We start from the raw sequence: 13,246 nt of genomic DNA, 5'->3' as shown, positions 1-13,246 counted from the left end.
TGTTGCAGGTATAAATGCTGAAATTGAAGCGTATAAATACGGGGGTGAAATTAGTAATAAGGAGGCAGGAATTAAAAATTATAAACAGACTTAGTGATTTACTGAGCAACTGGTCCAGAATATAGGATAATTATAATATCTGGTACTTATATCAGTAGCTTGGCTAATCTATTTTTGTCCTCCTTTTACATTGACAATGAAAAAAATATCAGGATTCAGTCCTGAGCAGCAACTGACTTCGCTTGATGCAAGGTTATTATTATCGTTGCAAAGGCTCAGTGACATGCTCAAGGCAATGCAGTGGGAACAGGCGAGAATCCTGGGCATCACACCTTTACAGTTGCAGATACTATTATTTACAGGCCATCACACGGCCGAGGTAAACAAAGTAGCCTACATTGCCACAGAGCTGCAACTTAGCAGGCCAACAGTTAGCGATGCAGCTGCTGCACTGGTGAACAAAGGCTTTCTGCGAATAGAGGAAGATCTCAAAGATAGACGCAGTTACTCTTTCCTGCTGACAGATAAAGGTAAAGAGATGCTGACGCAGGCAGAACAATATATCGCAGAACTGGATACAATTCTGCAGAAAAGGCCATTGATGGAGAAGGCCAGCTTGTACCAGACGGTGTATACCATGATTGCCGGACTGTATGATAAAGATAAAGGAGGTATGCAACGAATGTGCTACAGCTGCGCTCACTATGAAGGCAATAAGAAAAGGCAGCACGCATGCCGCCTTTTTAAGAAAAAATTATTATCTGCGGAGTTACAGATAGATTGTGGTCATCATTCCAGTTTAACCATACCCGATATTCTCTGATAGATGTATGATGTTAACCCCACAGCTACAGTTGCTGTATTACCTTTGCCAGTTTCCCTAGCCCTTTAATAATATCTGCTTCATCCATTGAAGCATATCCCAGGCGTAAGCCCGGTGCATGACCCAAAGTGGGATTATAGTAACTAAGCGGATTTACCATATTTACACCTGCAGACTGTATTTTTTGTAACAATTGCTCCGGTTCTACCTGTTTATATAACTGTAACCAGATAGCCAAACCTCCCTGCGGGCGGGTATATAGCGCTTGTCCTGCAAATACTGAGTGGATGATGTTGTTGGCGAGTTCAAGTCTCTTCATATACACGTACCTGGTGTTATGAATATGCTTCCTGATATCGCCTGCAACCATCAGGTTAGCCATTGCCTGTTGCAAAACGGGATCACCATCTCTGTTTATTATGCTCCGGTAAGCGGCAAGCGACTTAATAAATGCAGCTGGTCCACATACGAAGCTAATCGGCAATGTATGCATGACAGATCCTATGTATATCACATTATCGGCATGAGGCATACCCGCTAACGGTATATAGTGTATATTGAAGTGATACTCATGATCATAGTCGTCTTCAATGATCATAAAGTGGTATTGCTCACTTAAAGCAAGTAATTGCTGTCGCTTCTCTACAGACAATGTACTGGTAGTAGGGTATTGGTGGTGAGGCGTAATGTATAACGCCTTTAGGGGAGTTTGTTGACAGCGTAGCTCAAGTTCTTCCAGATTGATACCATATTGATCAGAATGAATATAGTGTATCTGTGCGCCTGCCATTGAAAAGGCCTGCCATGCAGGTTGATACCCCGGATGTTCCACAGCAATATGATCTCCTGGCTGTAATAAGGTCTGCGCAGTCAGATATAAAGCCATCTGTACACCTTGGGTAATACATATATTGTCTGTTGTAACAGCCAATCCACGGTCATTATTCAACATCGCATTGACTTCCTGGAGCAGATACTCATTTCCCCGCTCACTATTATTATTGTAAATAGTGCGTTGGTCATCCTGTTGAACCAGTCTTCTGCATTCTTTTGTGATTTCTGCTACAGGAATTAATTTGAGGTCGGGCAGGCCATCGTCAAATATGATGTCGTAGTTACCACTCGGATTAGAAGGGGGAAGAGATATATTGATATGACGGAAGGGTATATGGAGTGCAGGACGCGATCGTATATCCTGTCCTGGTGGTCCCGTATGTCCCGCCGGCATGCTATCGCTTACGCGGGTGCCGCTCTTGTAGTGAGAGGTTAGCCAACCCGCGGCAATAAGTTGGTCATACACAAGCATAACCGTATTCCTGTTCACTTTTAATTGTTGAGCCAGTACCCGGGAGCCTGGCAGCAGGGCCCCTGGCAGCAGTCTGCCTCTAACAATTTCGTTGATTATGTATGCTTTAATCTGCTGGTATATTGGCTCTTTGCTGTTAAACGACAGCTGGATCTGCACATGCCTGTAACTCTTCATAGCTGGCAATAAGGTGTCTCTCATATACGCATGTCAGCAGCGTACGGTTGTTAATTTTTGTTAATGAAGAAAATATTTATAAGTATGAGCTCGCTATTTCCAGGAAGGTGTCGTTACGGGGAATTGAAAAATATCTATTTTTACACAATGGACGCAGTTACGATAGAAAAAGCAGCAAACGCAATAGCTGACAAGCACAGGTTAACCATTATACTGGCAGCCTCCAGGCAAGCTACCATACAGTGCTGCGAAATTACGGAACTGACAGGGTTATCTCAACCTACTGTGTCTCATCATATTAAGATCCTGGTAGACAGTGGTATACTCATTTATGATAAAACCGGCCGCAATGTACAGCTAACTATTAATAAGGAGATGATGAAACACTTGTCCTTTTTCTTCGGACAGTTAAGCTGATGGATACTTGGATTGTTGCTTTGTGAGTAAATAATACCTGATTCCGCCCATCTATATTATATTAAGACATCTTTTTAATTAGGCGTCCTAGTGTTTTCAAGCCTTCATCAATCTGTTTACTCCAAGGGTTACTGTAGCTGATACGCATACAGTTATTGTAGCGTTCCTGCAGGGAGAACATACGCCCGGGAGCGAAGGAAATCTTATGTTTGATAGCTTGTTCATACAGTTCATACGTATTTACTTTAGGGTTTAACTCTATCCACATCACAAATCCGCCCTGTGGCCTGGACACGCAACAGTCTTCGGGGAAGTATTCCCGTATAGCCTGTAAATGACGCATATATTGGGTATGTAGTGCTTTGCGCATGCCCCGGAGATGATGTTCATACCGGTCGTTTTCAAGGAAGCAGGCAATTGCTGCTCCTGGCAGGGAAGGAGAGGAGATTGAATGGTGTCTCTTCAGGTTGAGAACTTTTTCCAGATATCTGCCTGGTACAGTCCAGCCGACCCGGTACCCTGGTGCAACGGATTTGGAAAAAGAGTTGCAGAGTAATACAAGTCCATTGGTATCGAACGTTTTACATACCCCGGGACGTTCTTTTCCGAAGTACATGTCTCCGTATATATCGTCTTCTATTAAGGGAATCTCATATTTCTCAAGCAGTTTGACAAGGGCCTGTTTATTGGCATCGGGCATACAGGCTCCCAGCGGATTAGTAAAATTTGTAACGAACAGGCAGGCCTTGATTTTAAATTTAGGAATTGCTTTGTCGAGGTATTCCAGATCAATGCCTGTACCAGGATGTGTTGGTACTTCCAATACTTTAAGCCCCAAGGTTTCTGCCAGCTGCAAGGAGCCATAATATGCCGGACTTTCCAAAGCAATCGTATCGCCAGGTTGGGTAACTGCTGACAGACATAATGTAAGCGCGTCCATACAGCCGCTGGTTGTAACAATCTCGTCTTCACTGATTGCGCCGCCCCAGAGTATGGAGTTACGAGCGATTTGCCTACGGAGATCAGCATTACCCTGTACAGCTTCATATCCTACACCGGCAAAAGGAGTTTTTCTGAGTGCCTGTATAAGTGCTTTTGATATCTTGGCTGCCGGCAACATGGTTTCAGGAGGAGCCGCGGAAGCAAAGCGGGTAATATTGTCCAATCGCATATCCTGCGATACCTGGGTGATCATTTCATGAACAGTGACTTCTGATGGCTTTCTTACAGCTTCACAAGCTTTGGGCATATCCGGCATGCGCCGTGGGCTGAAGATGACATAATATCCTGATTTAGGCCGTGACTCTATAAGTCCTTTGGATTCAAGGTGATAATAGGCCTGGAAGGCGGTGCTCATACTTACGCCTTGTTCCTCACTCATAGTACGGACAGAGGGGAGTTTGTCCCCGATTTTCAATACTTCTTTGGCAATAAGTTGTTCCAGCTTGTCTGCAATTTGCAGATAAAGATGTTCTGCTGTCTTTAACATGGCTAAACAGATTGAACTGATATGGTTCAAATGTAGTAAAATTTGAACTGATATGGTTGTACAATCTCGCTTACTAGTTATCATTCTATCTTACACGATAATTTTAATGAATATTTCATATTGTGCAATAAAAAAGTTGCATAAATTTATGCAACTAAAAAATTGCATAATGGGTGAGCTTTTTAAAGGAGTAGCAGATCCGGTAAGGAGGGAGATGCTGTCCTTATTGCGTTTACAGCCATTAAATGTTAATCAGATTAATGAACATTTTGCCGATATCAGTCGTCAGGCGGTCTCGAAACATCTCCAACTACTGGAGGAGAGTGGTTGGATAAAGATCTATCAGGCTGGACGGGAGCGGTATGGTTACCTAAACAAAGCAGCGTTCTATTCCTTCAAAGAATGGGTAGACGGCTATCTTCAATGGGGCGAACGGTCGTTGGACAATGACCACGGCGTATTCCTGGAAGATGCAAAATATAAAGAAGGGATGCCACTCACACAACCAGTTATGTTGCAGGCTATGTTGAGTAAGGACCGCGAATTTGACGGCATATTCTATAATGCCGTACGAACTACCGGGATATTTTGTAAACCATCATGTTCAGCAAATCCAAAGCCTGACAATGTAACATTTTATACGACACGGGAAGAGGCATTAAAAAACGGTTATAGAGCCTGTAAAAGATGTAAACCCTGATCATATGGACAGAAGAAGAACAATAGACATACCGGTCGCAGATTATGGTAACTTTTCTTTTGCGGAATGTCTCGTATTTCTCAGCCGTTCAGAGAAGGAATGCCTGCATTATGTAAAGGATGGTATTATTCAAAAAATGGTAGTCTCCAATGGATATCCGCTACTGGTAGAAATTAAGGACAACCCTGTGGGAAAAGGCTTAAAGGTGACTATTGCGGATGGTCCAGATGCCTCAATCAGCGAGTCGCATATTCGTAGTTATATTAGTCATTGGTTGCATCTCGATGCTGATCTACGTCCGTTTTACCGTTTTGCTGAAATAGATCCTGTATTGGCTCCATTGGTAAAAAAATATAAGGGATTGAGACTGATAGGAATAGCAGATCTATTTGAGGCGTTAACATGGAGTGTTACCGGGCAGCAGATTACCCTCGGATTTGCCTATACACTCAGGCAGCGGTTCATACAGGCATTTGGCTATCATGCGGTAATTGAAGGTAAAGACCATTATGTGTACCCGCATCATTCGGTTATTGCAGCATTAGACTCAGAGTCGCTTACAGCTATGCAGTTTTCTCGTAGTAAGGCCGACTACATCATAGGATTAGCAAAAGCAATGTCAGATGGATTGCTGACGGATAAACAGCTGTGGGAAATGGACTATCAGCAGGCAAAAGCGCACCTTATCTCTTTCAGGGGTATAGGTAACTGGTCCGCTAATTATGTACTTATGAAATATCATCGTCACCATCAGGCATTGCCATTAGAAGATGCAGGATTACATAATGCACTGAAGCAGCAGATGCGACTCGATGCCAAACCATCACTGGCTAGTGTCAGAGAATATACGCAGCATTGGGGGGAGCATGCAGCGTATGCAACCTTTTACTTATGGAGATCATTGTATTAATATGGAAACAGTACATACGCATATTATCAGTACGCCCGTGGGAGCTTTGACCATTGTTGCGGATGGCCATGTCATCAATATGCTGACATTTGTAGAGGGGAAACAGGCTAGTCATGCCCCCCTGCCTGATGTTGTATTACAATGTGCTGATGAGATGAACGCTTACTTTTTAGGCAGTGTGAAATCTTTCACATTTCCGATAGCCCAGCCCGGAACTGATTTTCAACAGTCTGTGTGGCAAAAACTCCGTGCCATTCCATATGGTCAAACCATCTCTTATATGCAGCTAGCCAAAAAGATCAGTAATCCAGGTAGCATCAGGGCAGTAGGTACAACTAATGGCAGGAATAGAATTGCTATTGTTGTTCCTTGTCATCGAGTTATAGGTAGCAACGGATCGCTGACAGGTTATGCGGGAGGAATTTGGCGAAAGAAATGGCTGCTTGAACACGAGATAAGGCACAAATACGGCTCGCTCCAGTTATTCTAACGGCCTATAACCCCAAAGCTATTTTCTATCCTATTCTTTGTAATAATCCGTAATGAAATAAAACACATATAAAACGAAAGGTAACAACCCAAAACTGCCAACTAATCAAGTCCATTGATTTTACATCTGATCTGGTCAAAAATCGAACAACTGAATCTGTTTTATGTGCAGTATTTATGTCAATTTTGATCTCGAATTAGATAACAGATAAATGGACCTTCTCATGAACCAGTTATTGAACCAGGATCTGCAACAGATGGATGCTTTATTGCAAGAGATCAAGGACTATAGTATCCTGTTCCTGTCTAGCATAGATACGTTGCCTGTCAAGTCCGCAACTGCTTCATTTGAGTCGTTTGAGCTGCCTCAGAAAGGATTTGGAGGGATGCAGACAATGCACCAATTCAGAAAACGATATGAGGAGCATCTGGCAGGTAATAGTGGTCCGCGGAACTGGGGATTTGTAACTGGAGGAGCGACAATACCTGCTATTGCTGGTGACTGGCTAACGTCAGTTTTTGATATGAACGCATCTGACAGAGATACACTGCCATTTAAAATAGAAACGGAAACGATAGCAATGCTCCGGCAACTATTTGGGTTGCCGGATGCATTCTCCGGTGCCTTCGTAACCGGCGCGACAATGGCTAACTTCTCGGGCCTGGCTATCGCAAGGCAATGGATTGGACAGCGGCTGGGAGTAGACGTTGCTCAGGAAGGAATGGCTGCTTTGTCAAAGGTCAGGATAGTATCCTGCACGCCGCATTCCAGTACAGTTAAATCAATGGCCATGCTAGGTTTTGGTCGAAATGCCCTGGTAAAATTGCCAACCTTGCCTGACCGGGAGGCAATTGATATAGATTCGCTGACTGAATATCTGAAAGCAAGTAATGGAGAACAGGTCATCATTGTAGCAAGTGCCGGAACGGTAAATACTGTTGACTTTGACGATCTTCAGGCTATTGCGCAGCTGAAAGAAGAATACGGATTCTGGTTACATGTTGATGCAGCTTTTGGCGCTTTTGCAGCTTGCGTTCCAACATACCGCGAATTGCTCAAAGGATGGGAGTCAGCAGATAGTATCACCATAGATGCGCATAAATGGTTAAACGTTCCATATGATGCCGCCATGATATTCACCCGTCATCAGCATCTTCAACTGGAGACTTTTAAGAATGCAGGTGCGGCTTACCTTGGCGACCCTGAAAAAGACTATAAATACAGTAACTATATTCCTGAAAATTCACGACGTCTACGTGCACTACCCGCCTGGTTTACCTTGGTAGCTTACGGAGCAGAAGGGTACGAAGCTATCGTCAATAATAACATTGATTTGGCCCGTCAGCTCGGATTATTGATAAGTAGAAATAACTCATTCCAACTGCTCGCCCCAGTAAGATTGTGTGTTGTATGCTTTACACTAAACGTTCCTGATGAAGAAAAGCAGCTTGCCGTTGACGCTTTTATACAGGTAGTGAATGACGAGGGTAAAGTGATGTTGACCCCCACTGTATACAAAGGTATACCTGCCATCCGGGCTGCTTTTGTCAACTGGCGTACGACTGCCGAAGATCTTACTATCGCCTGGGAAGATATGCGACAACAGGCAGCAGCGCTGACAGTAGCTTAAATATTTGATATTACTCATTCTCCATAATACATCAGCTTATGAAAAAGTCAAACACGAATGCCTATATGGCATTGGTGGTAGTCAGTATTTTCTGGGGTACCACTTACCTGGCTTCCAGGATTGGTGTGCGCCATACCCATGGTCTTATGCTGGCGGGCGTTAGACAGACGATTGCCGGTCTTTTACTAATAGGTTTCTTCTTACTCAGAGGATATAAATTTCCTGAAAGAATCGTTTTGTCGCGTTTGTTTGTTATTGGCGTGATGATGCTTTGCCTGAGTAATGGCCTTATTACATGGGCAATGCAATATATTCCTAGCGGACTTTGTGCTATTATCGTAGCCACTGTGCCTATATGGATAACAATATTCAGTTATTTCCTTGTACAACGTACGAAGTTTACCATATTATTAGTAACGGGTATGTTAGTCGGTCTGATGGGAGTAGGTGGTATTTTTTACGATTATCTTTCCAGTCTGACCAATCCGCAGTTCCGTTTTGGCATATTGCTTACTATTATTGCCTGTATTAGTTGGGCAATCGGCTCTGTATTAACAGCCAGATGGGCACTTAAAATAAACTTCCTATACGGTGCAGGTTTCCAGATGCTCTTCAGTGGTATCGTAATGACGGTTATCGCGAGTATTATGGGGTATTCCTTACCAATCGACGCTCTGAATATCGAATTGTGGGGTAGTCTCCTATACCTGATTTTTATCGGTTCCATACTTGGATATTCGTCCTATGTTTTTGTACTTAATAACCTGCCGCCTTCTTTGGCTTCAGTTTACGCCTATATTAATCCGATAGTTGCGGTACTACTGGGGTGGCTGATCCTCCAGGAACATCTGAACTGGACGACAGGTATATCTTGTCTAGTGACCCTTGGAGGTGTTTATCTTGTAAATATGGCAGTAAACAGAAATAAAAAGCAATATGGAACTACCAAATCATGAGGTGGCCCTGGTAGACTATGAACCCGCCTACCAGCCTCACTTCGAGCGATTAAATAAGTGGTGGATAGAGCGGTATTTTGTTCTACGACCAATAGATATTGACGTATTGAGTAATCCTGATACACATATTATCAGAAACGGAGGGAATATCATTTTTGCTTCCCTGGAAGGCAAAATGGTAGGTACGGTAGGATTAAAACGGATCGATGAAGTAACCGCCGAAATGACTAAGTTGGCTGTGGATGAGGCTTATCATGGTCGTAAGATTGGATGGAAGCTTGTAGAGGGTATACTGCAACTGGCAAGAAGTAAAGGTCTGGGAAAGGTTGTACTATACTCAAATACAGTACTTGTGCCGGCGTTAGCAATGTATCAGAAGCTTGGCTTTAGGGAAGTGCAGGCGGAAGGAAATAGTCACGAGCGTAGTACTATCAAAATGGAGATTGTACTTGCAGAGCAAAACCCTCATTACGACGTAGCAGCACAACTATTGGAGGTAGTAAATTTTGCCGCTCCACTGTTACGCGAAATTCCAGAAAGTGTAGCAGCAGAGAGACCTTCGAGGTATAAGTGGAGTTCAAAAGAGATTATTGGACATCTAATTGACTCAGCAATTAATAATAATGTTCGTTTTATACGATCACAACAGATATCTTTGCTGGAAATTCCTGGATATTCGCAGGAATTTTGGGTAAAGGGACAAGCCTGGCAGTTGAGCACCTGGCAGGAATTAATTGATTTATGGGTGGGGATGAACAAACATCTTGCGTTGACAATACGCACGATACCCGCCGCAGCACTAAATAACCTTATCAGAATTAATGAGAAAGAACCTGTCACACTGCAATATGTGGTGACGGATTATTTGCATCATTTAAAACACCATCTATCACAAGTGAAAATAATATTATAAAGATACGATTTAGATTTAGGTATGATGTTCAAAAGGTATTTACCGCCGACATCTGGTTGACACCGTCTCGTTTCTTAACGAGGCGGTTTTTTTTTGTTTTCTTTGTCATATGGAAACGCAACAGAACCCCTGGACAATATTATCCAGTGAAATGAAATATGACAATCCCTGGATCAGTATTACTGAGCATCAGGTAATTAACCCTTCAGGTGGCAAAGGCATCTATGGCGTCGTGCATTTTAAGAATGCGGCTATTGGCGTAGTTGCCCTGGACGAGGCTAATAATATATATCTAGTAGGGCAGTACCGCTTCCCATTAGAGCAGTTTAGTTGGGAGATTCCCGAAGGCGGAGGCCCCTTGGGCATAGACCCTCTACTAGGTGCCCAGCGGGAATTGTTAGAGGAAACTGGGCTTATAGCTAAAGAGTGGCAACCAATTGTGAGGATGCACCTGTCAAATTCGGTATCGGACGAAGCGGCTGTAATATTTCTGGCGCGAAACCTGGAACAAAGAGAGGCAGAACCCGAGGAGACAGAGCAGCTGTTCAACAAAAAAGTCCCTTTTGAAACAGCTTACCAGATGGTTAAAAACCATGAAATCACAGATTCCATGTCTGTTGCCGCGATCCTGAAAATCAAGCTAATGATGCTGGAAGGTGAGATCTGAAAAGCAAACGAGTAACCAACAGATGTCAAATATCAATCTTTTCTAATTCTTAATTCCTAATTCCTAATTGACTTTAAATTCCGTTCTTTGCAGTAATGGAACAACGAAAATTTAAAAAGCCTGGCGGTGGTTTCCGTCAGCAGGCACCCAAGCCCAAGGCTTCGTCCCTGGTGATAGGCAGGCAGCCAATTGTGGAAGCGATCAATGCTGGGAAGGCAATCGAGCGTATTTTTATGTTGCGTGGCGCAACAGGGGATATCATCCCGCAAATCAAGCAGTTAGCCGATCAATATAACATTCCGATCAATCTCGTTCCGGTTGAAAAGTTGAACGGATTGACCTCAGCTAACCATCAGGGCTGTGTCGCTATAACGGGTAAAGTATCTTATCTTGATCTGCAAGATGTGATCTCCCATGTTACCGAACAGGGGCAAACTCCTTTGTTTCTGATCCTCGATGGTATCACTGATGTACGTAATATCGGCGCTATTGCGCGTAGTGCTGTTTGTTGCGGGGCACAGGCTATTATTATCCCTGATAGGGGCATTGCTGCGCTGAATGAGGAAGCTATTAAATCTTCCGCAGGCGCACTGGAAAGAATCTCCATCTGCCGGGTTAATAGTCTGCTAAAAGCAATTGACACCCTTCATCTAAATGGTATCAAGGTGATTGCCAGCGAGATGGAGGCGGAAACCAAGCTGTATGATTGTCAGCTGCAGGAGCCTGTAGCAGTAATTATGGGCTCTGAGGACAAAGGTGTATATCCAGCATTGAGAAAAGCTTCGGATACTTTGTTCAATATTCCTATGGCCGGAAACTTTGAGTCTTTCAATGTCTCTGTAGCTGCGGGCATCATCCTGTATGAAGCCATGAAACAGAGAGGCGCATAAAACTCCAGTAAATGAAACTGATCGAATGTCCACGTGATGCCATGCAAGGCTGGCATAGGTTAATAAGCACGGACGAAAAGGTAATGTATCTGAATGCCCTGTTGAAAGTCGGATTCCATACACTTGACTTTGGCAGCTTTGTATCGCCGAAAGCGATTCCTCAAATGGCAGATACTGCTGAAGTCATCTCCCGCCTGGAAATGAACGGCTCTAAAAGTAAACTGTTGGCCATCGTTGCTAATCAACGTGGAGCTGAAGAGGCTGTGGTTTTCGATGAGATAGCTTATTTAGGATATCCCTTCTCAATTTCAGAGACGTTCCAGTTGCGCAATACCAACAAATCGATCAGGGAATCGCTGGAACTATTAGATACCCTGCAGGAACTATGTATTAAGAATAGTAAACAGCTGGTAGTGTATATCTCCATGGGATTTGGAAATCCTTATGGAGATCCCTACGATGCCGCTGTTGCTCTAAAATGGGTAGACGAGCTGGTACAACGTGATATTCAGATCATCTCATTAGCTGATACAGTTGGCATTGCAGATCCCGGAATCATCAGCCAATTGTTCTCTACACTTATCCCTGCATACCCCTCAGTGGAGTTTGGTGCGCATTTTCATTCTGCTCCTCATAACTGGGAAGAAAAGGTAGCAACAGCCTATAACCAGGGATGCCGCCGCTTTGATAGTGCTATCAAAGGTATTGGTGGGTGCCCTATGGCCAAAGACGAACTGGTAGGCAATCTGGCTACAGAGCGGTTACTGGATTTCAGCGTGCAGCGCCATGAACAGTTGGGGCTTGATTTTACAGCATTGCAGACCGCCTTGCAAATAGCTGAAAGCATCTTTTATTAGTTATTGTATCATGACAAACTTTCGTTTGACCTTTCCGGTTGCGCCGCTTTCGGTACCACTCAGATATACCGATAAAATATTGATGGTGGGATCCTGCTTTGCAGAGGAAATCGGGCAGCGTCTTCAACAATATCATTTTGATGCCATTCTAAATCCACATGGTATCCTTTATAACCCGATCAGTATTACCCAGGCGTTACATACCTACCTGGACAGAAAGCATTATACAGCTGCTGATCTGTTTTCTCACAATGATCTCTGGCATAGCTGGGACCACCACAGCCGTTTCTCAGGTATGGACCAGGAGGAGGTACTTGCAGGTATAAATGCTGCCCAGGACGTAGCTTCAGCGCGACTGGAAGATGCTGATTGGTTGATTATTACCCTAGGCTCAGCATTTACCTATACACTTGCTAACGCCAATCAAGTGGTGGGTAATTGTCATAAAGTACCTTCGGCTTCTTTTCATAAGCGATTATTGTCTCCTCCGGATGCTATCTCAGCATTGGATAATCTTATGCACCGTTTGTTTTTCCGTAACAGGAAAGTGAAGATAATGTTTACCATTAGCCCGGTGCGCTATATCCGTGATGGGGTTATTGAGAACAATCTTAGTAAGGCCATACTGATGCAAACTGTCCATCATCTTGTAAATAAGTTTGACAGATTGTACTACTTTCCTGGTTACGAGCTGGTAATTGACGATCTCAGGGATTACAGGTTCTACAATGAAGACCTCGTACATCCCAATGAATTGGCGGTTGACTACGTATGGGATCACTTTACGGACAAATGTCTTGGAGAAGAAGACAAGCTCATTCTACCCAGAGTTGGGGAAATCATCCGTGCCAGGCAGCATAAACCATTTAATCCGGATAGCTCACAGCACAAGCAATTTCTTCAAACATATGCACGTAAAACGAAACTGCTAATAGAGGAATTTCCATTTCTTAATATGGAGGAGGAACTAGCTTACTTTAGTCAATAACTACGTGTATATCTACTAGAGAGATGCGAAAAG

14 protein-coding genes are annotated in these 13,246 nt (G+C 43.5%); 12 read left to right on the top strand and 2 right to left on the bottom strand.

From position 1 onward, the window contains the following. Positions 1–196: 196 nt before the first annotated feature. Positions 197–823 (top strand): MarR family winged helix-turn-helix transcriptional regulator, encoded by a 627-nt coding sequence (locus K1Y79_RS02105; protein ID WP_220248347.1) that lies wholly within the window; start codon positions 197–199, stop codon positions 821–823. A 25-nt stretch (positions 824–848) separates the two neighbouring features. Here K1Y79_RS02105 and K1Y79_RS02100 read toward each other — a convergent pair whose 3' ends face one another. Further along, complete coding sequence (locus K1Y79_RS02100) at positions 849–2,330, bottom strand: aminotransferase-like domain-containing protein (protein ID WP_220248346.1); 1,482 nt, start codon at positions 2,328–2,330, stop codon at positions 849–851. A gap of 123 nt (positions 2,331–2,453) precedes the next feature. Here K1Y79_RS02100 and K1Y79_RS02095 point away from each other — a divergent pair, with 123 nt between their 5' ends. Further along, on the top strand, positions 2,454–2,723 hold the full coding sequence (locus tag K1Y79_RS02095; RefSeq protein WP_220248345.1) for an ArsR/SmtB family transcription factor: 270 nt from the start codon (positions 2,454–2,456) through the stop codon (positions 2,721–2,723). A 61-nt stretch (positions 2,724–2,784) separates the two neighbouring features. On the opposite strand, the gene K1Y79_RS02090 is transcribed toward K1Y79_RS02095, so the two are convergent. Beyond that, entirely contained in the window at positions 2,785–4,212 is a 1,428-nt protein-coding gene (locus tag K1Y79_RS02090; protein WP_220248344.1) for an aminotransferase-like domain-containing protein, read from the bottom strand. A 169-nt stretch (positions 4,213–4,381) separates the two neighbouring features. On the opposite strand from K1Y79_RS02090, the gene K1Y79_RS02085 reads away from it, so the two are divergent. The 10 genes from K1Y79_RS02085 to K1Y79_RS02040 all read left to right on the top strand — a co-directional run bounded on the left by K1Y79_RS02085 (position 4,382) and on the right by K1Y79_RS02040 (position 13,213). Then, positions 4,382–4,912, top strand: a complete 531-nt coding sequence (locus K1Y79_RS02085) for an ArsR/SmtB family transcription factor (RefSeq protein ID WP_220248343.1) — start codon at positions 4,382–4,384, stop codon at positions 4,910–4,912. A gap of 4 nt (positions 4,913–4,916) precedes the next feature. Then, entirely contained in the window at positions 4,917–5,822 is a 906-nt protein-coding gene (locus K1Y79_RS02080; protein WP_220248342.1) for a DNA-3-methyladenine glycosylase family protein, read from the top strand. Between the two features lies 1 nt (position 5,823). After that, positions 5,824–6,312 carry a methylated-DNA--[protein]-cysteine S-methyltransferase gene (locus K1Y79_RS02075; protein ID WP_220248341.1) on the top strand — a complete coding sequence of 163 codons (489 nt, stop codon included), beginning with the start codon at positions 5,824–5,826 and terminating at the stop codon, positions 6,310–6,312. Positions 6,313–6,535: 223 nt separating this feature from the next. Beyond that, on the top strand, positions 6,536–7,942 hold the full coding sequence (locus tag K1Y79_RS02070) for a pyridoxal phosphate-dependent decarboxylase family protein (protein WP_220248340.1): 1,407 nt from the start codon (positions 6,536–6,538) through the stop codon (positions 7,940–7,942). 38 nt (positions 7,943–7,980) lie between these two features. Then, on the top strand, positions 7,981–8,898 hold the full coding sequence (locus K1Y79_RS02065) for an EamA family transporter (protein ID WP_220248339.1): 918 nt from the start codon (positions 7,981–7,983) through the stop codon (positions 8,896–8,898). Further along, positions 8,879–9,811, top strand: coding sequence for a GNAT family N-acetyltransferase (locus K1Y79_RS02060; protein ID WP_220248338.1), 933 nt, complete (start codon positions 8,879–8,881; stop codon positions 9,809–9,811). The genes K1Y79_RS02065 and K1Y79_RS02060 overlap by 20 nt, the downstream gene beginning before the upstream one ends. 109 nt (positions 9,812–9,920) lie before the next feature. After that, on the top strand, positions 9,921–10,478 hold the full coding sequence (locus K1Y79_RS02055; protein WP_220248337.1) for an NUDIX domain-containing protein: 558 nt from the start codon (positions 9,921–9,923) through the stop codon (positions 10,476–10,478). Between the two features lie 95 nt (positions 10,479–10,573). Further along, entirely contained in the window at positions 10,574–11,368 is a 795-nt protein-coding gene (gene rlmB, locus K1Y79_RS02050) for a 23S rRNA (guanosine(2251)-2'-O)-methyltransferase RlmB (protein ID WP_220248336.1), read from the top strand. A gap of 11 nt (positions 11,369–11,379) precedes the next feature. Then, a complete protein-coding gene (locus K1Y79_RS02045; protein WP_220248335.1) occupies positions 11,380–12,225 on the top strand; it encodes a hydroxymethylglutaryl-CoA lyase in 846 nt (281 codons plus the stop codon). Positions 12,226–12,235: 10 nt separating this feature from the next. Further along, positions 12,236–13,213: a GSCFA domain-containing protein gene (locus tag K1Y79_RS02040; RefSeq protein WP_220248334.1), complete on the top strand. Its 978-nt coding sequence runs from the start codon at positions 12,236–12,238 to the stop codon at positions 13,211–13,213. Positions 13,214–13,246: the final 33 nt, after the last annotated feature.

This window comes from Chitinophaga rhizophila, from assembly GCF_019492185.1.
GTDB classification, from domain to species: Bacteria; Bacteroidota; Bacteroidia; order Chitinophagales; family Chitinophagaceae; genus Chitinophaga; species Chitinophaga rhizophila.
This window is presented reverse-complemented; position numbering and strand designations above follow the sequence as displayed.